The sequence below is a fragment of the uncultured Nocardioides sp. genome (assembly GCF_947489365.1).
Lineage (GTDB): Bacteria > Actinomycetota > Actinomycetes > Propionibacteriales > Nocardioidaceae > Nocardioides.
The window spans coordinates 123,998-139,989 of the sequence record NZ_CANLDB010000001.1; the positions used below are offsets into that span (position 1 = coordinate 123,998).

Genomic DNA, 15,992 nt, shown 5'->3' on the forward strand with positions numbered 1-15,992 from the left:
GACCGGACGACGCCGACCGGCGGGTTGTCCTGGGCGTCGTCACCGGAGCAGCTCGCGAGCAGCATCGGCATCAGGGCGGCGGCGGTGACGGGGGCGAGGCGACGGAGACGCACGGGACGACCTTCTCTCGGGCGAGGAGGCCGAGCGGCCACCGTCGCGGGACGCTACCGGCCCGGCCAAGCGGCGCGGTCCCGGCGCGGCGGTCTGCCCAGGACGACGAAGCGCCCCACCTCGCATGGGGTCGAGGTGAGGCGCGAGCCCCACCGTACGACGGCCGTCTGTGAGCGCTCACAGACGGACGGCCACCGGACGCACGGAGGGCGCGGAGCGGGTGCCCCCGGCAGGAGTCGAACCTGCGACCTTTCGCTTAGGAGGCGGCTGCTCTATCCGCTGAGCTACGGGGGCCGGCGTCCGGGCGACATCCTGGCATCCGGCCCTGGTTTTTGTCCGAGCGGGCCGCCCGACGCATGATGTGGGCTGGATCCGTACTGTCGATGATCGGCGGGTCGGTCGTGATCCGGCCGACATTGACGCCCTGGAGTCCCCGTGAGCAAGCGCCGCGCACCCAAGCGCAAGGCCAGCCGAGCCCGCAAGCCCCGCCAGCACACCGTGGCGACGGTGATCGCGACCTCGACCCTGGGCCTCGCGCTCGCCACCGGTGTCGGTGTCACGACCGTCTACAACCACCTCAACGGCAACCTCGACGTGATGGACGTGGCCAACCAGCTCACGGACCGCCCCGAGAAGGTGGACGTGTCCGGCCCGATGGAGCCGCTCAACATCCTCGTCATGGGCTCGGACTCCCGCGACGGCGAGGGCAACGACATCGACGGCCTGACCGGCGGCGGCCAGCGCTCCGACACCACGATGATCCTGCACGTCTCCGCCGACCGCGAGCGCGCGTTCGGCGTCAGCCTCCCGCGTGACGCGATGGTCGACCGCCCGGAGTGCACCACCGAGGACGGCGAGAAGATCCCCGGGGAGAACCCGGCGATGTTCAACACGGCCTACGCGTACGGCGGCCCCGCGTGCACCATCCAGACCGTCGAGCAGCTCACCGGCATCCGCATCGACCACTTCGTCGACATCGACTTCGGTGGGTTCGAGTCCATGGTCGACGCCATCGACGGCGTCGAGGTCTGCATCCCGACGACCGTGGACGACCCCGCCCACGACATCTACCTCGAGGCCGGGACCCGCGAGCTCGAGGGCCGCGAGGCGCTCGCCTACGTCCGCGAGCGCTACCAGCTCTCCTCCAACTCCGACATCGGGCGCATGAAGCGTCAGCAGGCGTTCGTCGCGTCGATGGCCAACAAGCTGGTCTCCGCCGACACGCTGTCCCGCCCCGACCGGCTGGTCTCGTTCCTCAACGCGGCCACCAAGTCCGTGACGCTCGACCCCGACCTCGACTCGGTGGGCAAGCTGAGCGACCTCGGCCTGCAGTTCCGCAACACGGGCCTGAACAAGATCCGGTTCATCACGGTGCCGATCGCGGCCTACGAGCCCGACCCGAACCGTCTGGTCTGGACCTCCGACGCCGACGCGCTGTGGGACAAGATCATCAACGACGAGCCCATCGGGGCCGACCTCAGCGAGGGCGTCATCACCGCGGCCAAGCCGCAGGGCGGCAGCACCGGCGACGGCAGCGGTGACAAGGGCGGCGCGACCTCCGAGGAGGAGGCCGAGCAGCTCGCCGCCAACGGCCTCTGCACGTGACCGGTCCGGGCTCCGGCGCGGGCCCCGCGACGGAGTCCGACTGGCAGCGCCGTCGACGTCTCGCCGAGGTCTTCGGCGAGGTGCTGCCCCAGACCACCCGCGACGAGCGGGACCCGGGCGAGGACGCCCCGCGCGACGGCGGGTCGGCGGGCGACCGCTGGCTGCGCGAGCAGGTCCCGCCCCACCACGGCTGAGCGAGCCGCCCGGGCGACCGTCCGGGACGGTCGTGTCCGGGGTGGTCAGCCCTTGTGGCTGCCCTCCGAGGGCTGGGCCGGGCTGCCGCTGCCGCCGGCGAGCAGGTCGCGGATCTCCTTGAGCAGGACCACGTCCTCCGGGGTGCCCGGAGCGGGGCTGGGGAAGTACTTCTCCTTGACCTTCGTGTACGGCAGCACCACGAAGAAGTAGACGACCGCCGCGAGGATCAGGAACGAGATGCAGGCGTTGAGGAACGCGCCCAGCTCGGTCTCGTTGCTGAACCGGTCCGCCGTCTGCGGGGGCAGCAGGCTCGTGATGAGCGCGGTGAACGTGGTGACGACGGTGCCGAACGCGGTGGCGACGATGACCGCGACGGCCAGGTCGACCAGGTTGCCGCGGAGGACGAAGTTCTTGAAGCCGGACACGGTGCCTCCTGCTGCTGCGACGGCCTCCGTGACCGCCTCCCGGGGGCAGGTTAGCGCCGCCAGGTGGGGGTGAGGAACAAGCGCGCCATGGCGTCGGTCACCCCGGCGACCTCCGCCTCCCCGACCCCGACGACGACGAGACGGCCCGGGGGAGCGGCCCCGGACGCCCCGGCCGCCTGCTCCGCCGGGTCGGGGGCCGGGACCGCGAGCACCACGACGTCGCTCGCCACGGTGGCCGCCGACGAGCCCTGGGGGTCCGCGGCGACGAGGTCGATCCGGTCGCCGGCACGCAGCAGCGCCGCGGCGCCGGCGTCCGGCAGGCGCACCGGGACGGCGACCACGCCGGGGTAGTCCTCGAGCAGGGACGGCGCCACCAGCCGGGCGTCCGTCACCGGCTCCCCGCGCCGCAGCGGGGCGGCGAGGACCCGTCCGGTCGGGTCGAGCGCCAGACCGTCGGGGACGCTCCCGGGGGCGAAGTCGGTCTCGACGAGGTCGCCGGGACCGACCGTCGTCCCGGCCGCGAGGTCGGTAGCGGCGGTGAGGACCGTGACGCGTGGCGCGGGGGCGGGCGCCGCGGCCTGCAGCCCTGCGGCGACGGCGACGGCGAGGCTGACCGCGGCGAGCGGGCGACGGCGTCGCAGCACCGCGCGTCGTACGGCGGTGCGGGCGCGACCCAGTCGTCGCCGGAGCCCGAGGGTGGGTGGGGACGCGGTACCGGGGGCCATGCGTCGACGCTAGGAGCGGATCGGCCTCGCCCGCTGTGCTCGTCCCCAGGCGTGCGTCCCGGCGACACCGGTGGACGAGAACCGGCCCGGTGGTGGGCCGGTCGGCGTCAGGAGGTGGAGGCCGCCGAGGTGGAGCCCGAGGAGGAGGTGGACGACGAGGAGTCGGACTTCTTCTCGGTCTTCTTCTCCGCCGCGGGCGCCGACTTCTCCGACGAGCCGTCCGAGGAGGACTTCTCCCCGCCGGACCCGGAGCCCGAGGCCGTGTCGGAGCCGGAGGTCGTCGAGCGGCTGTCGTTGCGGTAGAAGCCGGAGCCCTTGAAGACGACGCCGACGGCGTTGAAGACCTTCCGCAGGCGGCCGTGGCAGACGGGGCACTCGGTGAGCGAGTCGTCGGTGAACTTCTGCACCTGCTCGAAGCGGTGCTCGCACTCGGTGCAGGCGTACTGGTAGGTCGGCACGCGCAGCGGTCCTCTCGTGGCGGGGATGACGGGGAACGTCGGGGACGGTGCTCGGCGTGGCCGCGGGGGTGACACCCGCCTGGCACTCGCCGGGAACGACTGCCAAGCGTACGGCACAATGCACGGACGATGAGGGCCAGACGATGAGGCGGGCGTGAGCACCCCGACGCGGCCCCCGCCACCCCTGGTGGCCTGGTGGCTGACGTTCCGCGCCTGGCCGGCCTGGGCCCGCCGCGCGAGCTGGACGGTGGTCGGCCTCGTGCTCCTGCTGCTGGTGCTGACCGTCACCGCCGTGGTCGTCGTCCGCCGGCCCCTGCCCACGGTGGACGGCGAGCTGGACCTGCCGGGGCTGTCGGCACCGGTCGAGGTGCTGCGCGACGAGCACGGGGTGCCGCAGCTGTACGGGTCGTCGGTCGACGACCTCCTGATGGCGCAGGGCTACGTCCACGCCCAGGACCGGTTCTACGAGATGGACGTGCGTCGGCACCTCACCGCGGGCCGGCTCTCCGAGCTGTTCGGCGAGGCGACGCTGGAGTCCGACGCCCTGATCCGCACCATGGGCTGGCGCCGCGTCGCCGAGCGCGAGCTGGCGCTGGTCTCCCCGCAGACCCGGGCCGCGCTGACCGCGTACGCCGAGGGCGTGAACGCCTACCTGGAGGCGAACGACCCCAGCGAGATCGCCGTCCAGTACACGGTGCTCGGCCTCACCGGACTCGACTACCGCCCCGAGCCGTGGACGCCCGTGGACTCCCTGGCCTGGCTGAAGGCCATGGCGTGGGACCTCCGCGGCAACGTCGACGAGGAGGTCGCCCGGGTCCTCGTCGGCGCGGAGCACTCGCCGCGGGAGACCCGCCAGCTCTTCCCGGGCTACCCGTACGACCGGAACCGACCGATCATCGAGGACGGCGGGCTCGTCGACGGCGTCTTCGAGCCCGAGGCCACCGGGGAGTCGACCCGGCTGCCGCGCCCCGCCTGGGGGTCCTCGCAGCGCGACCTGCTCGCGGGCGTCGACGAGGCGCTGCGATCCATCCCCTCCCCGCTCGGACGCGGCGACGACCTGGGTTCGAACTCCTGGGTCGTGTCCGGCGAGCGGTCCTCGACCGGGTCGCCGCTGCTCGCGAACGACCCGCACCTCGGAGTGGGGCTGCCCGGGGTGTGGACCCAGGTCGGCCTGCACTGCACCGAGGTGGGCGAGGACTGCCCCCTCGACGTCGCGGGCTTCGGGTTCTCCGGGGTGCCCGGGGTCGTCATCGGCCACAACGCCGACATCGCCTGGGGCTTCACCAACCTCGGACCCGACGTGGCCGACCTCTACCTCGAGCAGGTCACCGACGAGACCTGGCGCTACGACGACGGCCAGCGGCCGCTCCAGGTGCGTCGCGAGACCCTCGAGGTCCGCGGCGGCGAGGACGTCGAGCTCACCGTGCGCGCCACCGACAACGGCCCGATCCTCTCCGACGTCTCGGAGGACCTCGCCCTGGTGGGCGAGGAGGCCGACCCCGCCGTGGCCGGTGGCGGGGCCGCCGCCGACGCCACGGACGACGGCGGGTCGTCGTACGCCGTGTCGCTGGCGTGGACCGCGCTGGACCCCGCGCCGACCGCCGACGCGCTCCTCGCCCTCAACACCGCGTCCGACTGGGAGGAGTTCCGCGCCGCCGCCGCGGACTTCGCCGTCCCCGCGCAGAACCTCGTGTACGCCGACCGCGCCGGCAGCACCGGCTACCAGGCGCCGGGCCGCATCCCGATCCGCGGCTCCGGGAACGACGGGTCGGCGCCCACCCCGGGGTGGCGCCCGGAGAACGCGTGGACCGGCGAGTACGTGCCGTTCGAGAGCCTCCCGAACGAGCTGGACCCCGAGGAGGGGTTCGTCGTGACCGCGAACCAGGCGGTCACCGGGCCCGACTACCCGGTCTACCTCACCGACGACTGGGACCGCGGCTACCGGGCGCAGCGGATCCGCGAGCGGCTCCAGGCCGAGCTCGCGGAGGGCGACGTGTCGCCGGAGGAGCTGGCGGCGATCCAGCTGGACGAGCAGAACCCGCTGGCGCCGACGCTGGTGCCGTACCTCCTCGACCTCGACCTCGGGGACGGGTACGCCGCCGGCGGCCAGGAGCTGCTGGGCGACTGGGACTTCACCCAGCCCGCGAGCGGCGAGCAGAGCGCGGCGGCGGCGTACTTCGCCGTGACCTGGTCCCGGCTGCTCGAGCTGACCTTCCACGACGAGCTCGACGGCGTCGCCCGACCCGACGGCGGCGACCGCTGGATGGCGGCGGTCGAGGGCCTGCTGCGCCGCCCCTCGGCGTCTTGGTGGGACGACGTCGACACCGAGCGGGTCGAGACCCGGGACGACGTGCTGCGTGCGGCCATGGTCCGGGCGCGCGACGACCTGACGGCGCTGTCGTCGCCCGTGCCCGAGGAGTGGGAGTGGGGCCAGGTGCACTCGCTCGACCTGGTCGAGCCCACGCTCGGTGCCTCCGGGATCGGCCCGGTCGAGGCGCTGGTCAACCGCGGCGGCTGGGACGTCGGCGGTGGCTCCGAGGTGGTGAACGCCTTCGGGTGGGACGCCCGCGAGGGGTACGGCGCGCTGACCGGGCCGTCGATGCGCATGGTGGTCGACACCGGCGACTGGGACGCCTCCCGCTGGGTCAACCTCACCGGGGTCTCCGGCCACCCCGCCAGCGACCACTACACCGACCAGACCGACGTCCTCGTCGAGGGAGACACGCTGCCCTGGGCGTTCGGCGAGGACGCCGTCCGCGATGCCGCCGAGGACGCCCTCACCCTCCTGCCAGCCGAGGACGACGAGGGCTGAACCGGGTCTCGACGACGCGCGCTCGCTGCGCTCGCGTGCTGCTCGACCAGCGTGGTGGTCAGGTGGTCGAGCAGCCGAGCCGCGCCAGCGGCTCCGCGTCGTCGAGACCGTGCGGGGCCGGGTCTCGACGACGCGCGCTCGCTGCGCTCGCGTGCTGCTCGACCAGCGTGGTGGTCAGGTGGTTGAGCAGCCGAGCCGCGCCAGCGGCTCCGCGTCGTCGAGACCGTGCGGGCCCGGGTCTCGACGACACGCGCTCACTGCGCTCGCGTGCTGCTCGACCAGCTGGTCCGACCCCGAGGCGCGTCGGCTCGACCACCTGATCCGACCCCGAGGCGCGTGCTGCTCGACCACCAGGACCGTGGGACCGGCGACCTAGAACCGCCGGACGCCCGACTCCGTCACGGCGCCGGTGACGGCGCGGTCGTGGGGCTCGGCGGGCACGGCGCGGTCGAGCTCGTCCTCGTGCAGCAGCACCCAGACCGGGGTGCCCCGTGGCACCCGGGCGAGCGCGCGGTCGTACGAGCCCCCGCCGCGACCCAGCCGCATCCCGGCGGCGTCGACAGCCAGGCCGGGGACGACCACGACGTCGCAGGTGGCGATGGCGTCGCGTCCGGCGCGCGCGGTCACCGGCTCCAGCAGCCCCCGGCCGGCCGGGGCGAGCGACGCGGGTCCGTCGTACGGCGCCCAGTCGAGGTCGCCGTCCGGTCGCAGCACCGGCAGCAGCACCCGCCGGTCCAGGTCGCGCAGGGCGTCGAGCAGCTCGGTGGTGCCGGGTTCGGAGCCGACCGACACGTACGCCGCGACCGACGCGGCCCGCGCCAGCTCCGGGGAGTCGAGCAGGTGAGCCGTGCGGGCCCGGGCCCCGGCGGTGACCTCGGCGAGCGGCCGGCGGCGCCGGGCGGCGAGCAGCTGGTCGCGCAGACCGGTCTTGGCCACCGCCTGTGACGAACCCATCAGCGCAGCCTACGATCGAAGCATGGGCAGCCCCGGACTCATGCGCGCTCGCGAGAAGATGGCCGACGAGGGCGTCGACCCCGTCGCGATCGACGTGTTCTCGCACTACTACCGGCTCCTGGAGCACGGCGAGACCGGGATGATCCCCGAGTCCTCGATCGAGCCCCACGACATGGAGTCGCTGGCCGACGTCGAGGTCGACCCGGAGGCCGCCCGTGCGGCACTGGACGGCACCGCGGTCATCAAGCTCAACGGTGGTCTCGGCACGTCGATGGGCATGGACCGCGCGAAGTCGCTCCTGTGCGTCCGCAAGGGCCTGTCGTTCCTCGACATCATCGCCCGGCAGGTCCTGCACCTGCGGAAGACCACCGGCGCCCGGCTGCCGCTGATCTTCATGAACAGCTTCCGGACCTCGTCCGACACCATCGCCGCGCTGAGCCGGTACGACGAGCTCGCGGTGAAGGGCCTGCCGCTGGAGTTCCACCAGAACAAGGAGCCGAAGCTCCTCGTCCGCGACCTGCTGCCGGCCAGCCACCCCCGCAACCCCGACCTCGAGTGGTGCCCGCCGGGCCACGGTGACCTCTACACCGCGATGCTCGGCACCGGGCTGCTCGACCAGCTGCTCGACGCGGGCTACGAGCGGGTGTTCGTCTCCAACTCCGACAACCTCGGCGCCACCGCCGACCCCCGCGTGGCCGGGTGGTTCGCCGCGAGCGGCGCGCCGTTCGCGATCGAGGCGGTCCGCCGTACCCCCTCGGACCGCAAGGGCGGCCACTTCGCCCGGCGTACCTCCGACGGCCGGATCGTCCTGCGCGAGACCGCCCAGACACGGGACGTCGACAAGGAGGCGCTCGCCGACCTGGAGCGGCACCGCTTCACCTCGACCAACAACCTGTGGTTCGACCTGCGGGCGATGAAGGACGAGATGCGTCGCCGCGACGGCATCCTGGGCCTGCCGCTGATCCGCAACGTCAAGCACCTCGACCCGACCGACCCGACGACGCCCGAGGTCGTGCAGATCGAGACCGCCATGGGCGCGGCCATCGAGGTGTTCGAGGACGCCACCACCATCGAGGTCGGCCGGGACCGGTTCGTGCCGGTGAAGACCACCAACGACCTGCTCGTCCTCCGCTCGGACGTCTACACGCTCGGGCAGGACTTCGTCCTCGACCAGACCGCCGAGCAGATCCCGTACGTCGACCTCGACGGGCCGTACAAGACCGTCGACGCGTTCGCACAGCGCTTCCCCGACGGCGCGCCCTCGCTGGCCGAGGCGACGTCGTTGACGGTGCGCGGCGACGTGACCTTCGGCAAGGGCGTCAAGGTCGTCGGCGACGTCGAGGTCGAGGCCGAGAAGCAGCCCGAGCGGATCCCCGCGGACACGGTGCTGCGTTGACGACCTCACCCCTCGCGGGGTCGCCCGGCCCGACCCACGGTCCTGCGGGTGCCGACGACGGACCGATCACGGTCGAGCAGCTCCGCGACCACGTCCTGGGGACCGTCCAGCCGCTGCCCGCCCACGCCCAGCCCCTCATGGAGGCCCTCGGCCTCCCGGTGGCCGAGGACGTCCACTCCACGATCGCCCTGCCGGGCTTCGACAACTCCGCCATGGACGGGTACGCCGTCGTCCACCGCGACGTCGCGACCGCCAGCGCCGAGTACCCCGTCCACCTGCCCGTGATCGGCGAGATCGGCGCCGGGCAGGCCCGCCTGACCGCGCTCGCCGAGGGCACGGCGGCCAAGATCATGACCGGCGCCCCGATCCCCGCCGGCTCGGACGCGGTCGTGCCCTACGAGTGGACCGACCGCGGTGAGTCGTCCGTCTGGATCTCCCAGGCCCCCGAGCCCGGTCAGCACGTCCGGGTCCGCGGCGACGACATCGCCGAGGGCGACCTGCTCGTCGAGGCCGGCACGGTCCTGACCCCGCGCCACCTGGGCCTGCTGGCCGCGGTGGGTCGCGACCGGGTCCGCTGCCGCCAGCGTCCCCGCGTCGTCGTCCTCTCGACCGGCTCGGAGCTCCGGGACGCCGGCCAGGAGCTCGGCCACGACTCGATCTACGACGGCAACTCCTACCTGCTCGCCGCCGCCGCCCGGGCGGCCGGGGCGATCGCCTACCGGGTCGGGATCGTCCCCGACGACACCGGCCGCTTCACCGAGGCGCTGGCCGACCAGCTCGTCCGCGCCGACGTGGTCGTCACCTCCGGCGGCGTCAGCATGGGCGACTTCGACGTCGTGAAGGAGGCGCTCCGCGGCATCGAGACCATGTGGTTCGGGCCCGTCGCGATGCAGCCCGGCAAGCCCCAGGGCTTCGGCACCGTCGGCGAGGACGCCACCCCGGTCTTCACGCTGCCGGGCAACCCGGTGTCGTCGTACCTGTCCTTCGAGGTCTTCGTGCTCCCCGCGCTGCGCAAGATGATGGGGATGACGCCCCACGTCCGGCCGTCGGTGCGGGCGCGGGTCACCCACGGCGTGACGTCGCCCCCGGGCCGTCGCCAGTTCCTGCGCGGCTCGTACGACGAGGACGCCGGCACGGCGTACGTCACGCCGATCGGCGGCTCCGGGTCGCACCTGCTCGGCAACCTCGCGGTCTCCGACGCGCTGATCGTCGTGCCCGAGGAGACCACCTCGCTCGACGCGGGGGAGACCGTCGAGGTCATCCGCATGGACGTGCCCTTCTGATGGAGCCACGCCTGACCCACGTGGACGCCGCCGGCGCCGCCCGGATGGTCGACGTCTCCGACAAGGACGTCACGACGCGCACGGCCACCGCGTCGGGGCGGGTGCTGGTCTCGTCGACGGTCGTCGGGCTGCTCCGGGGCGAGGGCGTGCCGAAGGGCGACGCGCTCGCGGTCGCCCGCATCGCCGGCATCCAGGGCGCGAAGCTCACGCCCACGCTGATCCCGCTGTGCCACCCGCTGCCCGTCACCGGGGTGGTGGTGGACCTCGAGGTCGCCGACACCGACGACGGGGGAGCCGTGCTCATCTCGGCGACGGTGCGCACCACCGGGCGCACCGGGGTCGAGATGGAGGCCATGGCCGCCGTCGCCACCGCCGCGCTGACCGTCGTCGACATGGTCAAGGCCGTCGACAAGGGGGCCGTGATCACCGACGTCCGCGTCGAGGCGAAGAGCGGCGGACGGTCGGGGGACTGGACCCGATGAACGCCCCGGGCCCCCACGGGCTGCCCGCCACCGTCGTGGTGGCCTCCAACCGCGCGGCCGCCGGCGTGTACGACGACACCACCGGTCCGCTGATCGTGGAGGCCCTGGAGGACCTGGGGTTCGCCGTGACCGGACCCGTCGTCCGCCCCGACGGCGAGCCGGTCGGCGCGGCCATCGCCGAGGCCGCCGCCGGAGGAGCCCGCGTCGTGCTCACCACCGGTGGGACCGGCCTGACCCCGACCGACCGCACCCCCGAGGTCACCCGCGCCCTGCTGGACGCCGAGGTGCCGGGCATCGCCGAGGCGATCCGCGCCGCCGGCGTCGCGAAGGGCGTGCCGACCGCGGTGCTGTCCCGCGGGCTCGCCGGCCTCGTCGGGCGCTGCCTGGTCGTCAACCTGCCCGGGTCGCGCGGCGGGGTGAAGGACGCCCTCGAGGTGCTGCGTCCCGTGCTCGTGCACGCCGCCGAACAGGTCGTGGGGAGCGATCATTAGCGGCCCCGTCCAGGCCTGGCCGGCCCGCCTCGTCGACGGCGAGCTCGTCCTGCGTCCGCTGTCGTACGGCGACGCCAACGCCTGGCGCGAGGTCCGCCTGCGCAACCGGGCGTGGCTGCAGCCGTGGGACGCGACCCTGCCGCCCGGCGTCGAGCCCGGCCCGCGGACCTTCCGCGGCCTGGTGTGGCGGATGAAGCGGGTGGCCGCCAACGGCCAGGGCCTGCCGTTCGCGATCGAGGTCGACGGGGTGTTCGCCGGGCAGGTGACGGTCAGCAACATCGTCCGCGGGTCCGCGCAGATGGCGAACCTCGGGTACTGGATCGACCAGTCGGTCGCCGGGCGGGGCCTCATGCCCCGGGCGGTCGCGCTCGCGATCGACCACTGCTTCGCCCATGCCGGCCTCCACCGCGTGGAGATCGCCGTACGACCGGAGAACAGCAACTCCCTGCGTGTGGTCGAGAAGCTCGGCCTGCAGGAGGTGGGCTTCGCCCAGCGCTTCCTGCACATCGACGGGGCGTGGCGCGACCACCGGGTCTTCGCGATCACGACCGAGGAGTGCGACCGGCCCGTCCGGTCCCGGCTGCCCTGAACCGGACGTCGTCCGGCCCGACCTTGCGTGCTGCATGGATCTTTCGGTCCTACCGGGGCACGGTGGTCGATGGGCCCCCGACCGGGTGGCCCGTCGGAACGACAGAAGGAGCCATCCATGCTCGCAACCATCCTGTGGATCATCGCCGTCGTGCTCGTCGTGGCGGGGATCCTCGCCATCGTGCGCAAGCAGCTCGTGTGGGGCATCGTCCTGATCGTGGTCGGGCTGCTCGTCGGCCCCGGCGGCGTCAGCATCTTCGTCTAGACAGCGCGGCGGTCGGGAAATCACTCCCGTCACACGAGTGATTTCCCGACACACGCCTTGACATCCGTCCCAGGTCGGTCCGCCGCTCCTAGGGTCAGTACGTGGACCTCAGCGCCGTCATCTTCGTAGCCCTGGCCGTGGCCTGGGCCGTCTACCTCGTCCCGAAGGCGCTGAAGCACCACGACGAGGTGGCGCGCACGCGCTCCGTCGACCGCTTCTCCGCCACGATGCGCACCCTCGCCCGCCGCGAGCCCGCCGTCGCCACCGGCGCGGCCAGTGCCTCGGCCGGCGGCCGCGTCGTCGTGACCCCCGGCCGGCCCGCGTCGGTCTCCGAGGTCACCACCAAGCCCCGGGGCGCCCGCGGCACGACCGTCGTCGAGGCGCCCGCGGACCCGCTGGCCGACCTCAGCCCCGAGCAGCGCCGCGCCCGCCGCGAGTCCGCGCGCGTCGCGGCCCGCCGCCGTCGTCGCGTGCTCGGCACCCTCCTGGTCGCGCTGCTGGCCGCGGTCGTGGTGGCCGCCGTCGGCGTCACCTCGTGGTGGCTCGTCGCCGCGCCCGGCGCCCTGATCGTCATGTGGCTCGTCGCGTGCCGCGCCATGGTCCGCGGTGAGCACCGCGCCCGCGGCCTCGTGGTCCACACCGACGCCGCCGGCGACCCCGTCTCGGTGGAGGAGGTCGACGAGGGCGTGACGCTGCTCGAGGACGTGCCCCCGTCGTACGACGTGGAGCGGAGCGAGGACGGGTTCGACGAGGTCGGTCCCGCCGCCGAGACCGCCAGCATGGACGCGTCCGAGGTCGACCCCGAGCTCTGGGAGCCGCGGCCGGTGACCCTCCCGACGTACGTCGGCAAGGAGATCGCCCCCCTGCGCCACGCCAAGATGCTGCACAAGAACGAGAAGGGCGTCTGGACCTCCGGCCACGACACGTCCGACAGCATCATGGCCCAGGACGCCCGCGCCACCGAGCGCGAGACCAGCCGCACCAGGCCCCGCGAGGAGCCCGCCGCCGAGCGGACCACCTACTCCGGTGAGCGGGCCGTCGGCTCCTGATCCTGTCGCCCGGGGTGGGTTGGGGATCCTCCGGCTCCGGGTGCTAACGTCTCGTCTCGCGCTGATCCGGTTGCGGTGACGGCGCGATGGGGCTGTGGCGCAGTTGGTAGCGCGTCTCGTTCGCAATGAGAAGGTCAGGGGTTCGAATCCCCTCAGCTCCACCTCGAGGCCCGTGGTCGGCGGAAACGCCGGGCACGGGCCTTCGTCCGTGCGGACGGTGCTCTACCGCGGTCTCACGGATCTACCGCGGTCTCGTGGAGCGAGAACGGGCGCCAGCGCCGAGCTCAGTGGCGAGAACACCGCGTGACATGACGGCGCGGGGATCAGGCGGAGGCCCGGCGTCAGGAGGCGGCGCGGGAGGTGAGTCGGAGGACGGCGTCGGCGTGCGCGAGGGCGGCGCGGACGTGGAGCTCGAGGGCGTCCTGCTCGGTGCCGTCGACGGCCGCGAGCGCGAGGACGGCGGCGTCGTCGGCGTGGATGGCCGCGTCGAAGGCGACCGACTGCAGCACGGTGTCGTGGATGCTGGTGGCACCCCGGACGGCGGCGCTGGCGGCGTCGTCGGCCTGGCGTGCGAGGCGTCGACTGGACGTGCTGATCATCGGTTCCCCCCGGATCCGTCTGCCCGGACCCCCGTCCGAGCTCCTCCAGGGTACGGCGACCGGGACGGGTCCGGAGGGGTTTCGGTCGGATCGGCCGGTCAGCCGACGGTGGCCGGGACGTCGCCGTACAGGGTGGTGCGCTGGCGCAGGGGTCGACCCGCCTCGGCCGCGATCGCGGCGAGGTCGTCGGGGGTGAGGCCCTGGCCGTGGCTGGCGCCGGCGGCGCGGCTGATGTTCTCGTCCATCAGCGTGCCGCCGAGGTCGTCGACCCCCGCGGCGAGCAGCTGCCGGGTCCCGACCCTGCCGAGCTTCACCCACGAGGCCTGCACGTGGCGGATGTCGTCGGCGTACGCGATGCGGGCGACCGCGTGCACCAGGACCGTCTCGCGCCACGTGGGGCCGCGGCGGGCGCCGCGCTTGAGGTAGATCGGCGCCGCCATGTGCACGAACGGCAGGCCCACGAACTCCGTGAAGCCGCCGGTCTCGCGCTGCACCGCCCGTGTCCGCAGCAGGTGCCTCACCCAGTGGTGGGGCCGCTCGACGGAGCCGAACATCATCGTCACGTTCGACCTCAGCCCCACGGAGTGGGCGACGCGGTGGACCTCGAGCCACTCCTCGGTGGTGATCTTGTCGGGGCAGAGCACCGCGCGGACCTCGTCGTCGAGGATCTCCGCGGCCGTGCCCGGCAGCGAGCGGAGCCCGGCCTCCTTGAGGCGGAGCAGGTAGCTCTCCAGCGGCTCCTCGAGTCGCCGCGAGCCCTCCATCACCTCGAGGGCGGTGAACCCGTGGATGTGCATGTCCGGCACCCGCTCGTGGACCGCCTGGGCGACCTCGACGTAGAAGTTGCCGTCGAACTTCGGGTGGATGCCGCCCTGCAGGCACACCTCCGTGGCGCCGAGGCCCCAGGCCTCCTCGCTGCGGTCGGCGACCTCCTCCAGCGTCAGCAGGTACGGCGCCCCGCGCAGGTTGAGCGACAGCGGACCCTTCGAGAACCCGCAGAAGGTGCACTTGAAGGTGCACACGTTGGTGTAGTTGATGTTCCGGTTCACCACGAAGGTGACCTCGTCGCCGACCACCCGCCGCCGGATCGCGTCGGCCACCTCGGCGACGGCGGCGACCTCGGTCCCGCGCGCCGCGAACAGCGCCTCGAGCTCCTCGGCGCCCGCCTCCTGGCCCGCCCGGACGCCGTCCAGCACCTCGCCGATCCGGCCGCGGACCACGCCGCCGGTCGACGAGCGACCGGCGCGCAGCGTCGCCGGGTCGGTGCCGGACCCGGAGAACCACGACGTGGAGCGGCGTCCGACCTGGATCACCTCGGCGCCGGTGCCGACGTTGGCGGCGTCCGCGTGGCGCTCGGGCCACATCGCGCCCGGGTCGTCGCGGCCCAGCAGGTCGGCGTCGGCGCGGTCGAGCACCGGGAACCGCAGGGCCTCGTCGAGCCAGCGCTCCGGCTCCGCGGCGTACGTCGGGTAGACGGTCAGGCGCGGGGCGAGCTCGTGGCCGGCGGCCTCGGTGGCGTCGCGCAGGACGTCGAGGGACGGCCAGGGCCGCTCGGGGTTCACGTGGTCGGCGGTCACGGGGGAGACGCCGCCCCAGTCGTCGATGCCGGCCGCGAGCAGACCGGCGAGGTCCTCGGGCTCCGACAGGTTCGGCGGCGCCTGCACGTGGACGTCGTCCGGCAGCACGAGCCGGGCCAGGGCGATGGCGCGCAGGTGGTCCTCGGGCGGGCACGGCGGGGCCGCGCGCATCGCCGTCCCGGGCTTGGGCAGGAAGTTCTGGACGATCACCTCCTGCACGTGGCCGTGGGCGTCGTGGGACTCCGCGATCGCGCGCAGCGCCTCGACCCGGTCGGCCTCGGTCTCGCCGATGCCGACGAGGATCCCGGTGGTGAAGGGGATGGCCAGCTCGCCGGCGGCGTCCAGGGTGGCCAGGCGGCGGGCGGGCACCTTGTCGGGCGCCCCGCGGTGCGCGGCCAGGTCGGGTCGGAGGCTCTCGATCATCATCCCCTGCGAGGCGCTGGAGCGGCGCAGGGTCGCGAGGTCGGCTGCGTCGAGCGCGCCGGCGTTCGCGTGGGGCAGGAGGCCGGTCTCCGCGAGGACCAGGGCGGTGGCCTCGGCGAGGTAGTCGACCGTCGTCGCGTGGCCGCGCGCGGCGAGCCACTCGGCCGCGGCCGGGTAGCGGAGCTCGGGGGCCTCCCCGAGGGTGAACAGCGCCTCGTGGCAGCCCGCGGCCGCGCCCTGCTCCGCGATCGCGAGGACCTCGCCGGGCTCCAGGTACGGCGCGTGCGCGGTGCGCGGCGACTCCGCGAAGGTGCAGTAGCCGCAGCGGTCCCGGCACAGCTTGGTCAGGGGGATGAAGACCTTGGGGGAGTAGGTCACCCGCGTGGAGAACAGGGCGTCGCGCCGGGCGGCGGCCATCGCGAGGAGCTCGTGGGTCGGCAGCGCGGTGAGCGCGGTGACCTCGGTCTTCGGGAGCGACGTCATGGGTGAAGTATCCGGGTGGGGTCCTCAGCGGGACGTCCACGGGTTCTCAACACAGCCACAACGGCGGCGTC

16 protein-coding genes and 2 tRNA genes are annotated in these 15,992 nt (G+C 73.7%); 11 read left to right on the forward strand and 7 right to left on the reverse strand.

Features of this window, described 5'->3' with window-relative positions:
* Nucleotides 1-332: 332 nt before the first annotated feature.
* Nucleotides 333-405 (reverse strand) — tRNA-Arg (locus Q0858_RS00600).
* A gap of 141 nt (nt 406-546) precedes the next feature.
* Here Q0858_RS00600 and Q0858_RS00605 point away from each other — a divergent pair.
* Nucleotides 547-1,716, forward strand: coding sequence for an LCP family protein (locus Q0858_RS00605; RefSeq protein WP_299049953.1), 1,170 nt, complete (start codon nt 547-549; stop codon nt 1,714-1,716).
* Entirely contained in the window at nt 1,713-1,910 is a 198-nt protein-coding gene (locus Q0858_RS00610) for a hypothetical protein (protein WP_299049954.1), read from the forward strand. Before Q0858_RS00605 ends, Q0858_RS00610 begins: the two co-directional genes overlap by 4 nt.
* Nucleotides 1,911-1,955: 45 nt before the next feature.
* Here Q0858_RS00610 and Q0858_RS00615 read toward each other — a convergent pair whose 3' ends face one another.
* From Q0858_RS00615 to Q0858_RS00625, 3 genes are all read right to left on the reverse strand, one after another.
* Nucleotides 1,956-2,336: an MscL family protein gene (locus Q0858_RS00615; protein WP_299049956.1), complete on the reverse strand. Its 381-nt coding sequence runs from the start codon at nt 2,334-2,336 to the stop codon at nt 1,956-1,958.
* 50 nt (nt 2,337-2,386) lie between these two features.
* Entirely contained in the window at nt 2,387-3,061 is a 675-nt protein-coding gene (locus tag Q0858_RS00620) for an SAF domain-containing protein (protein WP_299049957.1), read from the reverse strand.
* A 107-nt stretch (nt 3,062-3,168) separates the two neighbouring features.
* Nucleotides 3,169-3,519: an FmdB family zinc ribbon protein gene (locus Q0858_RS00625; protein ID WP_299049959.1), complete on the reverse strand. Its 351-nt coding sequence runs from the start codon at nt 3,517-3,519 to the stop codon at nt 3,169-3,171.
* 154 nt (nt 3,520-3,673) lie between these two features.
* Between Q0858_RS00625 and Q0858_RS00630 the strand changes: the two genes are divergently transcribed.
* Nucleotides 3,674-6,331, forward strand: coding sequence for a penicillin acylase family protein (locus Q0858_RS00630; protein ID WP_299049962.1), 2,658 nt, complete (start codon nt 3,674-3,676; stop codon nt 6,329-6,331).
* A gap of 372 nt (nt 6,332-6,703) precedes the next feature.
* Here Q0858_RS00630 and Q0858_RS00635 read toward each other — a convergent pair whose 3' ends face one another.
* On the reverse strand, nt 6,704-7,285 hold the full coding sequence (locus Q0858_RS00635; protein WP_299049964.1) for a 5-formyltetrahydrofolate cyclo-ligase: 582 nt from the start codon (nt 7,283-7,285) through the stop codon (nt 6,704-6,706).
* A gap of 22 nt (nt 7,286-7,307) precedes the next feature.
* Here Q0858_RS00635 and Q0858_RS00640 point away from each other — a divergent pair, with 22 nt between their 5' ends.
* From Q0858_RS00640 to Q0858_RS00675, 8 genes are all read left to right on the forward strand, one after another.
* Complete coding sequence (locus Q0858_RS00640; protein ID WP_299049967.1) at nt 7,308-8,681, forward strand: UTP--glucose-1-phosphate uridylyltransferase; 1,374 nt, start codon at nt 7,308-7,310, stop codon at nt 8,679-8,681.
* Nucleotides 8,678-9,964, forward strand: a complete 1,287-nt coding sequence (gene glp, locus Q0858_RS00645) for a gephyrin-like molybdotransferase Glp (RefSeq protein ID WP_366915981.1) — start codon at nt 8,678-8,680, stop codon at nt 9,962-9,964. Before Q0858_RS00640 ends, glp begins: the two co-directional genes overlap by 4 nt.
* A complete protein-coding gene (gene moaC / locus Q0858_RS00650; protein ID WP_299049970.1) occupies nt 9,964-10,446 on the forward strand; it encodes a cyclic pyranopterin monophosphate synthase MoaC in 483 nt (160 codons plus the stop codon). The genes glp and moaC overlap by 1 nt, the downstream gene beginning before the upstream one ends.
* A complete protein-coding gene (locus Q0858_RS00655; protein ID WP_299049972.1) occupies nt 10,443-10,937 on the forward strand; it encodes a molybdenum cofactor synthesis domain-containing protein in 495 nt (164 codons plus the stop codon). The genes moaC and Q0858_RS00655 overlap by 4 nt, the downstream gene beginning before the upstream one ends.
* Before the next feature lie 49 nt (nt 10,938-10,986).
* Nucleotides 10,987-11,526, forward strand: a complete 540-nt coding sequence (locus Q0858_RS00660) for a GNAT family protein (protein ID WP_299051717.1) — start codon at nt 10,987-10,989, stop codon at nt 11,524-11,526.
* Between the two features lie 117 nt (nt 11,527-11,643).
* Nucleotides 11,644-11,790 carry a GPGG-motif small membrane protein gene (locus Q0858_RS00665; protein ID WP_299049975.1) on the forward strand — a complete coding sequence of 49 codons (147 nt, stop codon included), beginning with the start codon at nt 11,644-11,646 and terminating at the stop codon, nt 11,788-11,790.
* Between the two features lie 101 nt (nt 11,791-11,891).
* Nucleotides 11,892-12,839: a hypothetical protein gene (locus Q0858_RS00670; RefSeq protein ID WP_299049976.1), complete on the forward strand. Its 948-nt coding sequence runs from the start codon at nt 11,892-11,894 to the stop codon at nt 12,837-12,839.
* Between the two features lie 88 nt (nt 12,840-12,927).
* Nucleotides 12,928-13,000: transfer RNA gene (locus tag Q0858_RS00675), tRNA-Ala, on the forward strand.
* Nucleotides 13,001-13,180: 180 nt separating this feature from the next.
* On the opposite strand, the gene Q0858_RS00680 is transcribed toward Q0858_RS00675, so the two are convergent.
* Both Q0858_RS00680 and Q0858_RS00685 read right to left on the reverse strand, forming a co-directional pair.
* Nucleotides 13,181-13,438: a hypothetical protein gene (locus tag Q0858_RS00680; RefSeq protein WP_299049978.1), complete on the reverse strand. Its 258-nt coding sequence runs from the start codon at nt 13,436-13,438 to the stop codon at nt 13,181-13,183.
* Nucleotides 13,439-13,536: 98 nt separating this feature from the next.
* Entirely contained in the window at nt 13,537-15,921 is a 2,385-nt protein-coding gene (locus tag Q0858_RS00685) for a bifunctional FO biosynthesis protein CofGH (RefSeq protein WP_299049980.1), read from the reverse strand.
* Nucleotides 15,922-15,992 lie beyond the last annotated feature (71 nt).

Coding starts and splice junctions, on each gene's coding strand:
- Q0858_RS00620 (WP_299049957.1), bottom strand. CDS start 3,061: ATGGCCCCCGGTACCGCGTCCCCACCCACCCTCGGGCTCCGGCGACGA.
- Q0858_RS00635 (WP_299049964.1), bottom strand. CDS start 7,285: ATGGGTTCGTCACAGGCGGTGGCCAAGACCGGTCTGCGCGACCAGCTG.
- Q0858_RS00640 (WP_299049967.1), top strand. CDS start 7,308: ATGGGCAGCCCCGGACTCATGCGCGCTCGCGAGAAGATGGCCGACGAG.
- moaC (WP_299049970.1), top strand. CDS start 9,964: ATGGAGCCACGCCTGACCCACGTGGACGCCGCCGGCGCCGCCCGGATG.
- Q0858_RS00655 (WP_299049972.1), top strand. CDS start 10,443: ATGAACGCCCCGGGCCCCCACGGGCTGCCCGCCACCGTCGTGGTGGCC.
- Q0858_RS00665 (WP_299049975.1), top strand. CDS start 11,644: ATGCTCGCAACCATCCTGTGGATCATCGCCGTCGTGCTCGTCGTGGCG.
- Q0858_RS00680 (WP_299049978.1), bottom strand. CDS start 13,438: ATGATCAGCACGTCCAGTCGACGCCTCGCACGCCAGGCCGACGACGCC.
- Q0858_RS00685 (WP_299049980.1), bottom strand. CDS start 15,921: ATGACGTCGCTCCCGAAGACCGAGGTCACCGCGCTCACCGCGCTGCCG.